At 68.1% G+C, this 18452-nt stretch carries 10 protein-coding genes; 6 read left to right on the top strand and 4 right to left on the bottom strand.

Translation table 11 applies throughout. The features are described 5' to 3' along the window. Positions 1-8 precede the first annotated feature (8 nt). Positions 9-605, bottom strand: coding sequence for a histidine phosphatase family protein (locus MEBOL_RS09235; RefSeq protein ID WP_095977070.1), 597 nt, complete (start codon positions 603-605; stop codon positions 9-11). 202 nt (positions 606-807) lie between these two features. Between MEBOL_RS09235 and MEBOL_RS09230 the strand changes: the two genes are divergently transcribed. The 5 genes from MEBOL_RS09230 (at position 808) to MEBOL_RS09210 (ending at position 8151) form a co-directional block, all read left to right on the top strand. Continuing rightward, positions 808-3282: an efflux RND transporter permease subunit gene (locus MEBOL_RS09230; RefSeq protein WP_245919599.1), complete on the top strand. Its 2475-nt coding sequence runs from the start codon at positions 808-810 to the stop codon at positions 3280-3282. Positions 3283-3437: 155 nt separating this feature from the next. Beyond that, a complete protein-coding gene (locus MEBOL_RS09225) occupies positions 3438-4211 on the top strand; it encodes a GON domain-containing protein (RefSeq protein ID WP_095977068.1) in 774 nt (257 codons plus the stop codon). A gap of 163 nt (positions 4212-4374) precedes the next feature. Continuing rightward, the gene (locus MEBOL_RS09220; protein ID WP_157774832.1) at positions 4375-6108 is read left to right on the top strand and encodes an RCC1 domain-containing protein; all 1734 of its coding nucleotides are present in this window, start codon (positions 4375-4377) and stop codon (positions 6106-6108) included. A gap of 152 nt (positions 6109-6260) precedes the next feature. Continuing rightward, positions 6261-7652 (top strand): dihydrolipoyl dehydrogenase family protein, encoded by a 1392-nt coding sequence (locus MEBOL_RS09215; RefSeq protein ID WP_095977066.1) that lies wholly within the window; start codon positions 6261-6263, stop codon positions 7650-7652. Positions 7653-7833: 181 nt separating this feature from the next. After that, on the top strand, positions 7834-8151 hold the full coding sequence (locus MEBOL_RS09210; RefSeq protein WP_095977065.1) for a hypothetical protein: 318 nt from the start codon (positions 7834-7836) through the stop codon (positions 8149-8151). 135 nt (positions 8152-8286) lie between these two features. Here MEBOL_RS09210 and MEBOL_RS09205 read toward each other — a convergent pair whose 3' ends face one another. Further along, positions 8287-10188 (bottom strand): lipoxygenase family protein, encoded by a 1902-nt coding sequence (locus MEBOL_RS09205; protein ID WP_157774831.1) that lies wholly within the window; start codon positions 10186-10188, stop codon positions 8287-8289. 180 nt (positions 10189-10368) lie between these two features. Beyond that, entirely contained in the window at positions 10369-13809 is a 3441-nt protein-coding gene (locus tag MEBOL_RS09200) for a CHAT domain-containing tetratricopeptide repeat protein (RefSeq protein ID WP_245919597.1), read from the bottom strand. 192 nt (positions 13810-14001) lie between these two features. Here MEBOL_RS09200 and MEBOL_RS09195 point away from each other — a divergent pair, with 192 nt between their 5' ends. Further along, the gene (locus MEBOL_RS09195) at positions 14002-15225 is read left to right on the top strand and encodes a polysaccharide lyase family 7 protein (protein ID WP_170115474.1); all 1224 of its coding nucleotides are present in this window, start codon (positions 14002-14004) and stop codon (positions 15223-15225) included. Between the two features lie 61 nt (positions 15226-15286). On the opposite strand, the gene MEBOL_RS09190 is transcribed toward MEBOL_RS09195, so the two are convergent. Continuing rightward, positions 15287-18403: an MGH1-like glycoside hydrolase domain-containing protein gene (locus MEBOL_RS09190; RefSeq protein WP_170115473.1), complete on the bottom strand. Its 3117-nt coding sequence runs from the start codon at positions 18401-18403 to the stop codon at positions 15287-15289. Positions 18404-18452 lie beyond the last annotated feature (49 nt).

The following is an 18452-nucleotide window of genomic DNA, read 5'->3' as shown; positions in this document are numbered from 1 at the left end:
GGATGGGTTCAAGACAGGTGGGACATGTCGTTCCAGCGCTGGATGACGGGCTGCTGCGTGTCCGGATCGAGCGACAGCACGCTGATGGCCGCGGTGCCTAGCACGAAGAAGCGTCCCTCGGTGGCGGCCAGACCGAGCCAGCGCGCGCCGAGCACCCTCAACAGGTGACTGTGGGCGAAGACGAGCACATGGCCATCCACGGCTCGGGCCTCGGTGATGACGCGATCGGCGCGGGCGCCCACGTCCTGGGCGGACTCGCCCCCGGGCACCCCGTCCGTCCAGATCTTCCAGCCGGGCCGGAGGGCGCGGATCTCCTCCTTCGTCTTGCCCTCATATGCGCCATAATCCCACTCCATCAGGTCCGCTCGTGGCTCGGAGACATCCCCGAAGCCCGCCAGGGCGCACGTGTCGCTCGCGCGGCTCAGGGGGCTCGTCCACACCGCGGAGAAGGTCCACTGGCTCAGGGGCGCGCGCAGCCGGGTGCCCATGCGGCGCCCGTCTTCCAGGAGGGGGATGTCCGTGCGTCCCGTGTGCTGGCCGCTGCGGCTCCAGGCGGTTTCTCCGTGGCGGACGAGGACGAGCACTGAGGGGGACTGCTTCTTCATGGAGACGGTGTCCTGGGTGGGGGCGGAGGATGTCGGTGGTACGGCGCCCCAGCATGTCTCGCGGCGGAGGGCAAGCAGGCAAGCAAGGCTCTTAAGAATTGTTACGCCGGACCCCGGCTCCTTGGGGTCCGGAGGATTTCGTGACACAACCATGTGTCGGCGGGAAGTGCCGGACCCGCCCTTCGTTGCTCTGTGAGGCTGTGTGCGTTTCCCTGTGGACTTCGGCGGTGGGATGGAGCGCTTCGCCCGGCTGTCATACCGACGGCCGGGGCGGGTGCTCGCGTGTGCCGTGGTGGTGGCGCTCCTGGCGGGCATGCTCGCCTCGCGCCTGCTTTTTCATGGCTCCTTCGTGGAGCTGCTCCCCGCGCACACCGTCGAGGTGAGCGACCTGGAGACCGTGTCCCAGAAGGCGGGGGGCGATGGCTACCTGGTGCTCCGCGCCCAGGGGGCGGCGCCGGAGGAGTTGCGCCGCTTCGCCCATGCGCTCGCGCCCCGGCTCGAGACGCTGGAGGAGGTGCGCTACGTCGAATACCGCTATGACACGCGCTTCTTCGCGGACCGCTCCCTGCTCCTCCTGTCCGCGCCCCAGCTCAAGGGCCTGCGCGAGGACCTGGAGGAGGCGCTGCGGCAGCAGAAGCTCGCGGCCAACCCGCTCTTCGTGTCGCTGGATGACACGCCGCCGCTCACCTTCGAGGAGATCGCCCGCAAGCACGCGCCCAAGCTGGGGGTGAGCGAGTACCTGACGTCGCCGGATGGGCGCGAGCTGTACCTGTTCGTCAAGCCGGCGGGCCTCGCGGGGGACCTGGTGTTCGCCCAGCAACTGGTGTCGCGGGTGCAAGCCACGAGCGACGAGGTGGCCAAGGGCTTTCCGGGCGTGCGCACGGACGCCACGGGCACGCATGTGCTGCGCATCGAGGAGGACCGGCGCATGCGCGAGGATCTCACGCGCGCCTCCATGCTCTCGGGGCTCATCGCCGCGCTGATCGTCGCCCTGTCGTGCCGGCGCCTCACCTCGCTGGCGGTGGTGGGCCTCCCCGTGGGCGCGGGCCTGCTCGTCACCTTCGCCGTGGTGCAGCTGACCATCGGCTACCTCAACATCATCACCGGCTTCCTGGTGGCCATCCTCATCGGCCTGGGCATCGAGTACGGCCTGCACCTGGCCATGCGCTACTCGGAGGAGCGCCGCGAGCTGCCCGCCGAGGCCGCGTTGATCGCCGCCGTGCAGGGCACCTGGGCCGGGGCGCTCACGTCCGCGTGCACCAACGCGGCCGCCTTCGCCGCGCTCACGCTCGCCCAGTTCCAGGCCTTCGCCCAGTTCGGGTGGATCGCCGCCTCGGGCGTGATGTGCACGGTGCTGGCCACGTACCTGGTGGGCCCCACGCTCATCGCCCTCACCGAGCGGCTGCGGCCCTCGCGCGCGGCGGCACCCCTGCCGCACCGGCCTCGCCGCGGCTCGCCGCGGCCGGTACCCCGGGGGCTCCTGGTGGGCATCGTCGTGGGCGTGGGCGCCCTCGTGGCCTACTCGGCCTCGGTGGCGGGGACGATCGGCTTCGAGCCCAACATGCGCAAGCTGCGCGGGGAGTTCGCCGCCACGCGCCTGGATGACCACATCATCGCCCAGCTCGGACGGCGCCACGCGCCCACCGTCTTCCTGTCGCCGGACGTGGCCCAGGCGGGTCAGCTCGCCACCACGCTGCGCGAGCTGGAGGCCCGTCACGGCAAGGACCGGACGTTCGCCGAGGTGGTATCGCTCAACGACTTCCTGCCGCGCACGGGCGCGGACGTGGAGGCGGAGCGTGCCGCGCTGCGCGCCTTCATGGAGGACCTGCCCGAGGAGGCCCGGACGTCGGACCGGCTGCGCCCGGCGTTGGATCGCATGGAGGCGCTGCTCGATGCGAAGCCCTACGGCGCCGAGGCGCTTCCCGCCGAGGTCCGCCGCCGCTTCACCGCGCTGGATGGCGAGGGCAGCTTCGTGATGGCCTTCAAGCGCGAGTCGCTGTCGGACACGGACGCGCTGCACCGCTTCGGCGCGCAGATGGACGAGCTGCGCGAGGTGGCGAAGGCGCGGGGGCTGGACATGAAGGTGCTCGACTCCAACCTCATCGCCTACCGCATCTTCGAGCTGGTGCGGAAGGACGGCCCCGGGCTGCTGCTGGCGGCGGGCCTGGCGGTGTTCGCGATGATGGCGATGAGCCTGCGCAGCATCCGGCGGGCGGGGCTGGTCGCGGGGCCGCTGTACGTGGGGCTCGCGTGCCTGCCGGCGGCGATGCACCTGTACGGGCTCAAGCTCAACTTCATCAACGCGGTGGTGCTGCCCAACCTCCTGGCCATCGCGGTGGACAACGCGGTGCACCTCTACCACCGCTACCGGGAGGAGGGGCCGGGCTCGCTGGCCCACGTGGTGCGCACCACGGGGGTGGCGGCGGTGGTGGCCACGCTGTCCAACGCCGCGGGCTATGGCGCGCTGCTCACCGCGCGGCATCCGGGCCTCAAGTCCATTGGCGAGCTGGCCCTGCTGGGCGTGGCGTGCGCCTTCCTGGGGACGACGGTGCTCTTCCCCGCGGTGCTCGCGCTGCTGGAGCGCAAGCCCCCCGGCTCGCGCCTGGACGAGGACGAGAGCCTCTTGCCCCTGCCGGGCGAGGCGGACGCGGACGAGGAAGTCCAGCAGTCCGCCTGAGCGCGGGTTCGCCGCGGAGGATTTCCCCTCTTCGTCGTCCTTGTATGCGTTTGTTTCAGTGAAAATGAATTTTGATTACTTGTCTGGAAATCCGTGTTTTCTGGGTCATGCGCATGTGCCTCCACATGCACTGATCGACCCGAAGGATTTCCCCCATGTTGACCCGGAACACCCCCCGTCTGCCCCTGGCGAGCGCGGAGCCCTCCCCGCGCAGCTCGGCCCTCGTTACGCTCTTCATGGGGCTCGCCACGCTCTCCACGGGCTGTGACGCCAGTGACGTTGGTACGAGCGGGGATGCGGCGAACCTTCGAATGGAGCAACGGGCGCTGACCAGCGCCCCGGCGAGCTGCCAGGAATTCAAGAGCGCCCATTCTCCGGCGGCGGATGGTGAGTACGTGCTGTACGTCAACGGCGACGCAACCCAGCCCTGGACGGCCTACTGCCACGACATGGCGGGCACGCCCACGGAGTACCTGTCGCTGCCCTCGACGGGCGCCGCGAGCAACTTCTCCCAGTACACCGCGGGCTACAACAATGGGGGAGGCTCCAACGTGCGGACCCTCTACTCCAAGGTTCGCATCGACCCCGCCACCCTGCGCGTGAGCACCGCCGACCAGACCTTCTCCTCTTCTTCCGGGCTGCTCTGGCACGGCCTCGCCGTCACCTCCGTGGCCTACGCCTCGGCCATGAACTGTGACTTCGGCAATCCCGGACTGGGCAACGTCGACCTGCGGGGTACTTCGTTCGCGGTGGCGGCCAACCAGTTCGAGGTGGTGGGCTACTACGCCTCTGGCCAGGCCAACTACAGCTCGGACAACCAGGTGGTCGACCTGTGGAACCGGGGGGAGTGTGGCTGGGTGTCCGTTCAGGGCGCCGACCATCCCTTCAACGAGCGGGGCGCCCAGTTGCAGCTCCAGTACCACCCGTAGGGCAGCTGAAGCATCGAACTATCACCCTCTGATGCCGCCCAGGGGGAGCCGACGTGCTCGATGGACTGGCGTCTTGGCTCAATGGCTTGGCGTGCGCTCGGAAGCCTGGCTCCACCCACCGCGGGTAGAAGGTCTGGACTCTCACGCGAGGGAAGAGGGGCACATGACTGAGCAATGGAAGCGGTTGCGTCTTGGGGCGGTCTGGATGGGCACTGCCCTGGCGCTGGCCTGTGGCCAGCAGGAGGACGCGGAGGTTCGCGCCGAGTCGGTGGGCTCCCTCTCCTCGCCGTTGACGCTGTTGGCGGCGCGCTACGACTCGACCCTGAAGGTGCCCACGTGCGCGGCCCCGGCGGCGGGCTGTGACACGAACTACCTCGTCAATCGGCGCGGAACGCAACAGCGCGAGCCCAACGCCCCCAACACCTTGAAGGGCACCTGCGCGGACCAGCCCTCGGGGACCTACATGCGCGACGAATCGGTGGAGCGCGTGCGGATCTTCACCACCGATGGAAGCAACCTGGCTCCGGGCAAGCAGGTGACCATCGAGGTGGATGTCTGGGTCGCCTTCGCCTTCTCCCAGTACGACTCCCTGGACCTGTACTACACGGCGGATGCGACCCAACCGCAGTGGGTCCCCATCACGACCATTTGGAGCTTCTTCCCCGACGCGCAGACGATGCGGGCCACCTACACGCTGCCCACGGGCGGCGGGCGCGTCCAGGCCATTCGCGCGGCGTTCCAGCGGGGAATGGCCTCGGGCCCCTGTTGGTCGGACCCCTACTCCTACGCGGACCGGGACGATCTGGCCTTCACCGTCGAGGTGCCCGCGCCCAGCCTGCCGTACCAGCTCGCGGGAGGCACCTCCTTCAACCTGCAACGGCGACAGGATGGCACCGTCTGGGCATGGGGGGAAAACTCCAGGCGCCAGCTCGGAGATGGGACGACGACCCTCCGCAAGGCTCCGGTCAAGGTGGTGGGTCTCAACGAGGTGGCGTCGATCTCGGCCGGCGGAGGCCACTCCTTGGCGGTGAAGACGAATGGCACGGTGTGGGGTTGGGGTGACAACACCAAGGGCCAGGTGGGCAAGGGTCTCAGCGGGGATTACTCCGCGCCGGCTCAAACGGTGGGACTCTCGGACGTGGTGTCCGTCGCGGCGGGGGGTACCCACTCGCTGGCGCTCAAGCAGGACGGCACCGTCTGGGCCTGGGGCGACAACTCGAACTGCCAGTTGGGCGACGGCACCCAGTTCACGCGGAATTCACCCGTGCAGGTGCCCTCGCTCTCGGGAGTCATCGCACTGGCCGCGGGAGCCAGCCATTCCATGGCGTTGATGCAGGATGGCACCGTGTGGACCTGGGGCGCCAATACCCAGGGGGAACTCGGCACGGGCACGACTGGCGGGTGTCTGAAGCTGCCGGCTCAAGTGTCTGCCTTCACGGATGTGTCCGCCATCTCCGCGGGAAACGCCTACTCGATGGCGTTGAAGCAGGAGGGCACCGTGTGGGCCTGGGGCACCAATGGCTGGGGCCAGCTGGGAGACAGCTCCTCGTTGACCCGCTCCAGTCCGGTCCAGGTGTATGGCTTGACGGGGGTGGTGGCCATTGGCGCCGGCAGCTCGACCTCGGCGGCGCTGCTCAGTGATGGCACCGTGTGGAATTGGGGCCTGGATATCGTCGCGTATTTCGCGGGCTACTCCAACGCGGGCCGCTTCCGCCCGGTGCAAGTGCCCTGGTTGTCGAATGTCGCGACCCTGGCCCAGGGCAGTCAGCACACCCTGGCCACCAAACCCGATGGGGCCGCGTGGTCCTGGGGCTTCAACGGCTCTGGTCAGCTCGGCGATGGCACGGCGACGTCCCGTTCGGAGCCTGTTCAAGCGCTCGGCGTCAGCTATCAGTGAGTTCGGACGGGGCCGCCGTCGTCAGGCGGTCCCTCCCCCATGACAGCTGTCGGCTGGTGACCAACCTCACTTTCCAGCAGCGGACGTGAATCCCAACGTCTCGGGGGCTCGACCCGCCTTCGCGCTATGGAGCGGGCACGAGGTGAGTGCACATGGCGGAAGCTTTCGACGTGGTGGTGATTGGAGCGGGGCCCGCGGGGGAAGTCGCTGGTGCTCGCGCCGCGCAGGCCGGGCTGTCGGTGGCTTTGGTGGAGCGGGAACTGCTCGGCGGTGAGTGCTCCTATTGGGCCTGCGTTCCCAGCAAGGTCCTCTTGCGTCCGGGGGAGGCGCGGTGGCTGGCGGAGCACGCCACGGGCGTGCGCGAAACCCTGAAGGGCGCCATCGACGCTCGCGCGGTGCTGGCCTACCGGGACTCCATGGTGAGCAACTACCAGGACGACTCCCAGGTGAAGTGGGCGGAGGACGCGAAGCTGAAGGTGGTGCGTGGCACCGGGAGACTCACCGGCCCGCGCAAGGTGCGGGTGGAGGGCAAGGACGGCTCGGCGCGCGAGCTGGAGGCCCGGAAGGCGGTGGTGCTGGCCACCGGCAGTCAGCCGCGCATCCCGGACGTTTCCGGGCTGAAGGAGGCGAATCCCTGGGACAACCGCCAGGGCACCGCGTCCAAGGAGGTCCCCAAGCGGTTGGTGGTGCTGGGCGGCGGCGCGGTGGCGGTGGAGCTGGCACAGGCCTGGCGGGTGCTGGGCTCCGAGGTGACGCTGGTCCAGCGTGGAAAGGGCCTGCTGTCCCGAATGGAGCCCTTCGTCGGCGAGCAGGTGGCCCAGGGGCTGAGGGATGCCGGAGTGCGTGTGCTGCTGGGCGTGACGGCCACGCGCGTCCACCGTCCCGGGGGCAAGGGCGAGGTGACGGTGACGCTGTCGAATGACGAGGAGGTTCGCGCGGACGAAATCCTGGTCGCCATGGGCCGGGTGCCCCGCACGGACGCGCTGGGATTGGAGACGGTGGGCCTCCAGGGCGGCAAGCCGGTGGAGGTGGATGATCAGCTCCGCGCGAAGGGCGTGGAAGGCGGTTGGCTCTACGCCTGCGGCGACGTCAACGGACGCAACCTCCTCACGCACATGGGCAAGTACCAGGCTCGCCAGGTGGGCGACATCATCGCGGGCAAGCAGGCGCGAGCGTGGGCGGACGCGAAGGCGACACCCCAGGTCGTCTTCACCCATCCGCAGGCGGCCGGGGTGGGGCTCACCGAGGCCAAGGCCCGCGAGGCGGGGCTGCCCGTGCGCACAGTGGAGAAGGCCCTCGAGGAGGTGACGGGCACCTCGCTGCTGGGCAAGGGGCTCTCTGGCACCGTGAAGCTGGTGGTGGACGAAAAGCGCCGGATCATCGTGGGCGCGACCTTCACCGGGCCGGAGGTGGGAGAGATGCTTCATGCGGCCACGATCGCCATCGCGGGAGAGGTGTCACTCGACACGCTCTGGCACGCCGTCCCCGCGTTTCCCACCGTGAGCGAGGTGTGGCTGAAGCTGCTGGAGGACTACGGGCTGTAACCAGGCTCGCCGCGTGGACAAGAGCTCCCTGCTCACCGCCCGGGTGTGAGTCCTGTCCGGGGATGACGGGATGTGAACAGACGCGCGCTTTTCGTCTCGATGTGGGTGCCCAGCCCTTTTGGTCAATCACCGCGTCATTAATTTGTGAATCCACCTGGCTTCACGAAAGGACACGCACCTCATGAAGAAGTCTCTTCTCGGATGGGCCTTCGCCGCCATGCTCACCGCTTGCGGCGGTACGGAGGGCGCCGAACCCAACATCGTGACGGACGAGGAGGGCCACTCGGTCATCCTCCAGGAGGGAGAGAACGTCTCTCGCGAGCTGGAATCCTTCTCGGACGACAATCCGAACGCCATGCCCATGGGCGCGGGATGCTGGGTGGTGCTCGACTGGTGCCGGGATCCTGAATATGGCCTTGGGATTTGCCACCAGAATGGCAAGTGCACCCAAAAGCAGTTCAGGGAGGCCTGCATCAATCTGTACAAGAAGAACTGTTAGCACGGAGCTCGCTCCGCTGGCTCCCGGCCGCTCCCCGAGGAAGGTTCCCCTCGGGGAGAGCTCAAGGTGAGCCGGTGGGACTGGTACTGCTTGCTGACTTCGGAAGGAACCGCCGGGCGGGAGCGCCGTGCGCGCTCAGATGTTGATGCTCTGGGGGATCGCCGAGGGGATGAAGTAGGGGTAGGGGAAGAGGCGCTGGGTGTTGCGCTCCTGGATGGTGGCGCCGATGCGCTCCAGGTCCTCCTGGAAGGCCTTCAGGTGGCCGTGCACGTGCAGGTTCTTGAACCACATGAAGGGGTAGTCCCCGAGCTTCGTGTGGTGCACCCCGCCGAGCAGCGAGAGGAATTCGAGCTGCAGGGCGGCCATGTCCAGGGGCGGGTACTGGTCGAGGCCCGGGTTGAGCGCGGCATCGGCGCGGCTGGGGGGCGCGGCGCGGTAGGCGGAGCCGGGCGCGAGCGGCACGAACGTCATCACTCCGGCCTGGGCGAAGTTCACCGCCGCGTGCTGCGCGCTGCCGGTGAAGATGACCATGGTGAGCGCCTGGATGAGGTAGTCCACCGTGGACAGCTTGCCCGCGATGCCCTCCTCGCCGAAGCCCTTCACCCGGCCGCCATTCTGGGACGCCACCTCGGCGGCCCACGCCTGGAGCGCGGTGTCCTCGGCCACCGCCGTGTCCGAGGTGTAATAGATGCCCACGTAGGCCCGCACCCAGTTCTCGATGGCACCCCACAGCAGCTTCGCGTCCTCGCGGTAGGGGTAGTCCAGGTCGGGATCATTCACATCCCGCTGCCGCAAGGCATTGGGCAGCATGCCCTGGTTGAAGCCGAACGAGGGGTCATCGATCAGCGCCGTCACGGCGAGTGTCTGGGTGGCCTGGATGGTCCCGGCCATCATCATGTCCACGTCTCCACCGGGGGCGATGAGGTGCTCATGGGCGGCGTAGTTGATGTACAGCGTGCCCTCGAAGTGGGGCCGCAGCAGCACGCTCACCGGATGCTCGTCGGGCAGGTTGCGGTGGGTGGCGACCACGAAGGGATCCACGAGCAGGTGCGTGTGCGCCAGGTGGGAGATCATCTCGTGGTAGTTCACGTCCGCCACGGAAACGGTCGTCTTGGCCTGCGTCCAGGCCTCGCCGTCCGCGGGCGTGTAGAGCGGGTAGGCGCTCGCATCCTGGCCACAACGGATGCCCAGGGCGCGCAACCGCCGCGGTCCGCTGCCCGCAGGCAGGCCGAACAGGGCGCGGGGCGCGAAGCCATACTTGGGGCCGTTGGGGAAGTTGCCGTTGATGACGCGCGCGAGCGCCTGGTAGTCCGCCAGGTACAGCCGTCCCTCGCTCAGGGCGCGCTGGACCGTGTCGCCCTCGCCGAGCACGGCGCTCAGCGACGCGTCCTGCAGTCCGAGCGTGTCCTCGAGCGTGCGGGCGCGGCGGATCACGAGCGGGTTGAAGCCCGCCACGCGCAGCCAGGTGAAGGTGGCATCGTCCTCGTAGCTCGGGGCCTCCGCGGGCAGCGGCAGGGTGGTGAAGAGGTTGAAGTAGTCCTGCATCGAGTTCGGGCGGCCCGTGGGCTTGGTCGTGATGGCCTCGAGCACCAGCTTGAACACGTCGAACAGGCTGCCCAGCTCCTGGTTGTGGGCCTTGCGGGCCAGGAGCGCGGTCTTCCCGGCCAGCTCGGCGGCCTCACCGAACTCGTGCAGCTCGCCGAACAGCTTGCCGGCCAGCGTCGAGGGCGCGGGCAGCTTCTTGAGGTGGGCGAGCTCCAACCGGCCCACCCCCACGTGGGACAGGTCCACGCTCAGCGCCGCGGTGCTGGGCGCCGTGCCGCCGTGCTTGCGCTGCTCCTGCTCCTGGACCCAGTGCAGGCGGTTGCTGGCGATGTGGAGGACCTGCGCGATGACCTGGCCCCACCACACCAGCGTGGGCTTCTGACTCGCGGGGACCTCCTGGGCCAGCGCGAGGGGAGCGACGTACGTGTAGTTGTACTGGTACTCGGACGCGGACGACTCACTGCGCGACGACACGGTTTGAGCGGAGGACATGGGGCTCCCTGGAGGGTGCGGACCCGGCTGGGGGCGCGGGTCCGTGCCGCACATGATTGCAGATCCGATGCCAGGACTTTTCCCGGGGGAACACGGCCGCTCCCTTGCTCCGCGAGCCGTGTCCGCGCTCCGTTCGACATGTCAGGCGGGGAATTGACGTGTCAGGGTCTGGTCGGGTGCCTAGGGCGTTGGCTTCCTCGGCTCGGAGGGCGTGATGGCCTTCAAGGGAGCATCGCTGCCCAGGGCGATGAAGGGAGCCCAGTAGTAGGGATGGGGATGGGTCGCGCGCAGCGAGCGCATGGCCTCACGCAACGCGGAGGCGCGGCCCTGCCCCGCCAGGAGGTTGCGGTAGTAGGCCTTCATGAGCAGGCGCGTGGAGTCGTCGTTCACACTCCACAGGCTCATGACCACCGTCTCCGCCCCGGCCACCACCAGGGCGCGGCGCAGGCCGTAGATGCCCTGGCCCAGGTGGACCTCGCCGCGGCCCGTGTCACAGGCGGAGAGGACCACCAGTTGGGTGCCCCACAGGTCGAGTCCGGCCAGCTCCAGCGCCGTGACCAGGATGGAATCGGGGCGGAGCGCGGAATCACCCGGCTCCTTGGCGCGCGGGGTTGCCAGGACGATGCCGGAGTTGAGCAATGGCTGCGACTGGGGCGGGGGAGGGCTTTCGGGTTGCTCCAACGAGACCGCGGCGCGGGGGGCCGGGTCGGAGGAGGCGGCGCTGCCAAGGTAGAAACCGTGGGTGGCCAGGTGGAGGATGCCCGGGGTGGGCAGATGCAGCAGCCGCTCCTTGGTGGCCTCGGGACCGAGGAAGATCTGCGCCTGGGGCAACAGGCCCAGAATCCCCTCGGCTTCCCGCCGCGTGCCCGGCAGCGGTGTGAAGGCGCTTCCGGGCACGAGCGGGCGCGAATCCTGGAAGAAGCGCTCGAGCGCGTCAGCGGGCGGGGTGGACGGCGGGGCGCTGTTGGCCGCGATGGTGGCGGACGCCGAGAAGTCGGGATCGGCGAGGACGAAGACGAAGGAGGAGGGAGCGCTTTCCTGGGATCGAGGCAGCAGCTCTCGGCCCGAGGTGAGGTACGTGAAGTCGAAGGAGTCCACGAGGAAGCCCCGGCCGTCGTGGAGGACGGCGAGGGGGATGAGACCCAGCTGGCCATCGGGGGACAACAGGATGCGGCGGGTGTTGCCGAGCAGCGGCAGCAGGGGTTGGAAGGCGCTCCGGTAGAGCGTGTGGGCGATGGTCTGGAAGGCCGGGTCCCGATGGGCCAGGGCATGGTGCAGGAGCGAGGCGGCGGTGTCGATGGGCCTCGCGGGACCCAGGTCCACGGCGCGGGTGGAGGCGTCGGGGAAGAGCACCAGCGCCAGGTAGCGCAACTGCCGGGGGACCTTCACACGCGGCGTTCGGGGGGGAAGGACCAATGGACTGTCGTTGTAGGCGATGAACTCGACGAGCACGCCGTCCTTGGGGAGGGAGGCGGCGACGCGCTCGACGATCTGGGAGGGAGGGGGCAGCGCGGTGAGGGAGCGCAGGGGGGCGGAGCGCTTGGCGAGGTCCACCTCGAGCGCGTTACCTTCCTCGGTCAGGGTCTTGAGTTGCTGTTGGTAGGCGGACGGAGTCAGGGGGCCAGGGCCAGCGAGCGAGCGGGACGCCAGTTGGGCGCGCAGGCTCCGGAGCTTCTCGAGGGTGTCCCGGTCCTCGGCGCTCAGGCTCTGGTAGAGGGTGCGGGAGATATGAGCCGTCTCCTCGACGGAGCGGCCCTTGAGCAGCAGCACGGCGCTGAGGGCCAGGTTCCGCACGCGGGCGTCCTCGGGGTGTGCGCGCAACAGGGTGTAGAGCGTCTCCTCGGAGGTGCGCAACTGCTGGAGGAAGTTGGCGAGGCGTGACTCGGAGAAGTCGAGCGCCTCCTGCCGCAGGCGCTGCTCGGAAATGGAGAACGCGCGGGAGTAGAGAGGCAGGGCGTCGGCGAGGCGATGCTGGGCCATGCGGATCCGGGCGAGCTCCTCGAGTGAGGTGGCGACGTCGGGGTGGTTGTCGCCGAGGGTCTCCTCCCGCAGCTTGAGCGCGCGCAGCAAGCGGGGCTCTGCCTCGTTGTACAGCCCATTGTCCGCGTAGAGCGTGGCGAGGGCGTGGAGCGAGGAGGCGACGTGGAGATGGTTGCCGCCGAGCGCGGCCTCCCGCAGCTCGAGCGCGTTCTCGTAGAGGGGTTGGGCCAGGTCGTACAACCCCTGGCGCGCGTAGAGGGTGCCGAGGTCGTGGAGCGAGGTGGCGAAGTCGGGGTGTTTCTCCCCGAGCGTGGCCTCCTGGAGCTTCAGCGCGCGCCAGAAGAGGGGGTCGGCCTGGCCGTACAATCCCTGGCCTAGATAGAGGGTGGCGAGGTGGTGGAGCGAGGTGGCGACCTCGGGGTGGTTCTCCCCGAGCGCGGTCTCCCTCAGCTTGAGCGCGCGCTGCAACAGGGGCTCGGCCTGATCATACAACCCCTGGCTCAGATAGAAGGTGGCGAGGTGGTGGAGCGAGGTGGCGACCTTGGGGTGTTTTTCCCCGAGCGCGGTCTCCCTCAGCTTGAGCGCGTTTTCGTAGAGGGGCTGGGCCCGGCCATACAGCCCCTGGGCGCTGTAGAGGGTGGCGAGGTCGTGGAGTGAGGTGGCGACATCGGGGTGGCTCTTGCCGAGTGCGGCCTCCTGGATTTCGAGCGCGCGCTGCACGATGGGCTCGGCCCGGTCGTACTGCCCCTGGTCCAGGTAGAGCGCGGCGAGGTGGTGGAGCGAGCGGGCGAAATGGGGGTGTTTGTTGCCAAGGGCAACCTCTCGCAGGGCGAGCGCGCGCTGGATGAGGGGCTCGGCTTCGCTGTACCGCCCCTGGTCTCTGTGGAGGGAGGCGAGGCCGTGGAGTGAGAGGGCGATGTCGGGGTGGCTCTTGCCGAGCGCGGCCTCCTGAATCAAGAGCGCGCGCTCATGCAGGCTCTTGGCCTGGTCATACAATCCCTGGGCGCTGTAGAGGGAGGCGAGGCCGTTGAGGGAGGTGGCGAAGTCGGGGTGCCGCCCGCCGAGCGCGGCCTCCCTCAACTCGCGCGCGCGGTCATAGTGGGGCTCCGCCTGACTGTACAGGCCCCGGGCGTTGTAGAGGGATGCGAGGCCGTGGACCGACGTGGCGACGTCGGGGTGTTTCTTGTCGAGCGCGGCCTCCCGGAGCGAGAGCGCGCTCAGGAAGAGGGGCTCGGCCCGGCTGTACAACCCCTGCTCCAGGGCAAGGGTGGCGAGGTGGTGGAGCGAGAGGGCGACGTCGGGGTGACTCTTGCCGAGGAGCTTCTCCCGGAGGCCTCGCGCGCTCTGCAAGAGGGGCTCGGCCTGGGCCAGCTCTCCTTGAAGCAGGTAGAGCTCACCGACCTGGTCCAGGGATGCGGCGACCTCGGGATGCGAGTTGCCAAACTCGGCCTCCCGGATCTTGAGTGCGTGCTCGGCCCGTGTACGGGCCTCGGCGTACTCGCCCGCGTCCCTTCGCTTGATCGCCGCGTCGTACTCCGCCCGCGCTTCCATCCGCCGCGCCTCCGGAGTCGCCTCGGCGGTCCCCCCTTCCACCGCGCCGCGAAGCATCACCGCTAACATCCATCCAACCACCTGACTCATCGCTTCCCTCTGAATGGGCTGTACGTCGTTCTCACGGAGCGTGTGGGCCTACTCCGCTCGGCGAGGACATACCGCATGAGTCGGCGACATGGGAGGTAGTGCCCATGAAGCAAAGGAAGAATGAATAAACATGGATTTCAATTAAAACAAGAAAATCATTGACCCTGATAAGCGGATCTTTAATTTGGTGGCATGAACGACAGGCTTGGCCGTGCGCTCCGCTCTCTTGTTTCCCCCTGGTTGCTGCCCGCGCTGATGCTCTCGGCGTGTGGTTCCGGGTCAGTGCCACCCGAAGAGGCGCTGGACCTGTCCAGCATCTCTGGAACCCTCCTGGGGACGATCTCCAATCCGGGTTTCGAGAGTGGCAAGACAAGTTGGGGGGATGAGGCGTCGTTCGAGATCTCCACCAGCGATTCCCACTCGGGCTCCAGCTCCGCCAAGCTCAGCGCGTCGGGCATGCGGATCCAGCAGACGCTGAGCGTCGATCCCCACACGACGTACACCCTGTCGGCCTGGATTCTTGGCAGGGGGACCGTGGGCGCGAAGAGCCAGTCCACGGTGCTGGGCAGCAAGGGCATCAACGCCAGTGCCTGGACTCAAGTCTCGGTGTCATTCAACTCCGGCGACGCCACCTCCGTGACGCTCTACGGCGCCTACAACGCGGGGATCGGCCGGTTCGATGACTTCACGTTGACCGCGAGCGGGACCACTCCGCCGCCGCCCATCGACGCGGGTACTCCCTCCGGCAATGCCACCTTCCCGTCCGACGTGCTGGAGCTCGACAACTGGAAGATCACGCTGCCCATCGGTGACGAAGAGAGCCCCGATGAGATCTCCCAGCCAGCGCTGGACACCTATAGCCACTCCACCTACTTCCACTTGAACTCCACGAAGGATGGCGTGGTGTTCCGGGCTCATGCCGGGGGCGTCACCACCAGCGGCTCGGGCTATCCCCGCTCGGAGCTGCGGGAGATGAAGGGCAGCGCCAAGGCGGCCTGGTCGTCGTCCTCGGGAAAGCACACCCTGTTCATCGACCAGAAGATCACCCACCTGCCCGACGTGAAGAAGCACATCGTCGTCGGACAGATTCACGATGACTCGGATGACGTCATCGTCTTCCGGCTGGAGGGCTCCAAGCTCTTCATCGATCTCAACGGCGCGGATGGCCCCACGCTGACGTCCAACTACGTGCTGGGCACCCGCTTCACGGTCAAGTTCGAGGTCAGCAACAACGTCGTCAAGTGCTACTACAACGGGGTGTGGAAGTTCGACTACCCGGCGACCTTCTCCGGCGCGTACTTCAAGGCGGGGGCCTACGTGCAGTCCTCCTGCACGGGCGAGAAGAAGGTCCCCAACGAGTCGTGCGCCGCCTACGGCGAGAACGTCATCTACGACCTGAAGGTGACGCACCAGTAGGCCTTGGGGCGAGGGCCCCCCGAACAGGGGGGCCCTGGGTGATGCGGCCTGGAGGCCGGAATCACCCGCCGTAGACGTGCACGATGTCGAAGCTGCCCGTGAGCCCGCCCCAGGTGCGCAAGCCCATCCGCCCGGAGGTGTATTGCGCATCGCGGCCCGTGCCCAGCGTCTGCCACGTGCCGCCGGGTTGCCAGACGCCCATCGTCAGCGCGTCACCCTGCACCGAGAAGCGGATGTTCATGTATTTCCCCGCTCCAGACGGCCAGTTGTAGAGGCCACTGGCCAGCAGGGTCCACGTTCCCCCGTCGTTCTTCGACACCGCCCACTCGTAGCCGACGCTCGTGCGCTTGAGCTCCGCCTGGTAGTAGTGGCTCGCGTCCTGGGCGCGGGCGACCAGGGCGATGCCGGAGTTGAGCGGCGCGCTGTTGGCGAGCACCGAGGCGTCCATCGTGTACGCCCGCCAGCTGGCATTGCCCGCCAGCGCGAGGTTCTCGCCGGTGCCGGTCGCGCAGTACTCGTACGAGACCGGGTGGCAGAGCGACCAGGTGCCCAGCTGCGGCGACCACTGGGTGGCCGTATTGCCCTCGAAATCGTCGTTGAACCATTGGGGCTGCGAGGCCGGCTCCATCCGCCAGAGGTGATCCAGGGTCCCGTTGTCGCTGAACTGCACCACGTTGGCGCTGTCCGACTTCGATTCGCCGTCGACGCCGAGGAGGAGCCCGCTGTTGCGGTTGACGATCTTGAACTGTCCGCCGCCCGCGTCGACGAACCGCCAGAGCTGGTCGCTCGTCCCACTGTCCTGGTACTGCTGGATCTGCGCGCTCAGGGCCTTGGATGCGTTCTGCACGGCGAGCACGAGGCCGCTGTTGAGGTTGAGGACCTTGAACCAGCCGCCGCCCGCGTCGACGAGCTCCCACTGGTGGTCCAGCGTCCCGTTATCGGCGTACTGCTGCACGTTCGCGCTGTTGGCCTGCGAGGCTCCCGCGACGGCCAGCATCTTGCCGCTGTTGACGTTCTGGATCAGGTAGACCGGGGCCGACCAGGCCTCGAACTCACTGAGTCCCCAGCCGGTGCCGCCTCCGGCGTTGGGGGCGACCACGCGCAGCTGGGTCGTGGTCAGGGGCGGGAAGGTGATGTGATTGACGGTGGTGGCCGTCGGCGTCGCGGGCGTACGGGTCTGGTTGGGCACGCTCGCCCAGGTGCCGCCAGTCCAGTACTGCAAGTCGTAGCTCTTGGGCGTCCGCACGCCCCCGCCATCGTCATAGAAGTACAGCCGCACGTCGGAGGTCGTGATGGCGTGCTGGAACTTCACGCCGAAGAAGTCGCTCGCCTGGGTCGTGGCGTACGTCGTCCAGCGGGTATTCTGGGGAATGCCATTGCGGAAGACGAGGCCGTCGATCGCGTTCCAGGCATTGTCCCCGGCTCCTCCGAACGTGTACGACGCGAAGGGCTGCGCTTTGTTCGCGATGCGCTGGCCGTTGGCGGCGAAGTTGACCTTGCCGCCGCCGTTGGACTGCACGAGCGGGGCCCCCACGTTGATCGTGACGGCGCCCAGGCCCGTCTGGCTGGCGACCTTCGCCCCGTCGACGTAGAGGTGCATGCCCACGCCCTGGCCGTACCGGGTGCCGAGCCGGTCCCAGAGCACGGTGACGTTGTGGCCGTGGTACGGGATGTTCTCCAGCGCGAAGTAGTCCCACGAGGCCGGGGCGAGCGGCCGGACCGTCAGCGTGTTGCCGGACTGGCCCCGCACGCCGATGAGCCCGGAGATGACGTTGTCGTTGTAGGTCGAGTGGTTGTAGTCCTCGCTGTGGCCACCCCCGTCGTAGATCCATTTGTCGGTGTCGGCGTCGTGCGCCTCCGCGACGTAGGGAACGCCGTTCTTGTACTGCGTCGCCGCGTAGCCGCGCAGCAGGCTGACGTAGTGGGCCGGGGTGATCGTCGTCTGCGCGGGATAGTCGATGAGCAGGTTGGCCAGACCGGTCAGGGTCTGGGAGGTCTCGTAGGGCCAGGACGGTCCGGTCCAGCGGCAGCAACCCTTGGAGGCCTCATGGTTGAACCACTTGCTGCGCCGCTCGACCGTGGTCGGCCCGTAGGGCGCGGCGAAGCCCTGCGGATCGAGCAGCTGGGCGAACGCGGTGGAGTCCGAGGGCTGCGGCAGGTGGAACATCCAGGGAACGAAGCCATGCTCCTCGCGGGTGCCGAGCAGGGTGTTGCCCGGGTTGTTGTCGCGGTGCATGTGGAAGTAGAAGGCGCGATTCGGATCCCATAGCCGGGCGCGGGTCGCGGTCTGCAGCGCGCTCGCCCGGTTGTTGTATTCCGTCGCGGTTGCGGTGTCGCCCGCCAGGGTGGCGAGCTGGGCGATGGCGCGTGCATCCCCATACTGATAGGCATTGATGGTGGGCCGGTAGCCGGGCCCTCCGTGATAGGGGTCCGAGGACTCGTACGACGCCGGAGTGAGTTCGGTGGCGTCCCAGACGGGCACCTGCCAGTAGAGGCCGAGCGAGGAATTGAAGTGGTTGTCCCAGCCCCGGTACTGTTTGATCAGGTTGGACAGTTGAGCGGTGGCGAATGCCTTGTCCCCGGTGACCAGGTAGTGCTGCCACACCGAACTGGCCGCCCAGAAGCTGTACTCGTGGGCCCAGTCGGACGTGTTGGGGTTCACCGATTCGATCATGGGCTTGGGGAACTGTCCCGGTCCCGCCAGCCAGTAATTGATGACGTCCTTCACGTACTGCTGATCGCGCAGCCAGCGGCCCTCGTTGATGTGGTGGCCCGCCGCCGCGACGATGCCGCCGTACGGGGCTCCGTAGAACACCGGAGTGAGGAACTCGTTGGACAGATAGCCGTACTCCGCGCCGGTGTAGACCAGGTGCTCCTTGTAGGTCTGCCAGCGGTAGTAATAGACGGCCTGGATCTGCGCGTCCGGCACCTCCAGAAAGGGAATGTTCGCCTCGAACCACGGCTTGTCATTGATGGCGCCGAGCAGCGCCGTGTGGTTGAGGAAGGACGTGCCACTCGTTGGATTGCGCGCGTAGACGGTGGGCGCGTTGATCGCCCAGGCGGTGTTCGCGAGTGTGAACGCGGTCACCCCGGCGGTCGCGGAGGCGAGCAGGGCGGCGGTGGCAATGCGGGGACCTCGCCGGGTGCGGCGACGGTGAGACGACCGGGGGGAGGGCATTGGGCACTCCTTTCTGGGGCAGGGAGCACGGCGCGCGGATGCTGCTCCC

It is taken from the genome of Melittangium boletus DSM 14713, assembly GCF_002305855.1.
Lineage (GTDB): Bacteria > Myxococcota > Myxococcia > Myxococcales > Myxococcaceae > Cystobacter > Cystobacter boletus.
This window is presented reverse-complemented; position numbering and strand designations above follow the sequence as displayed.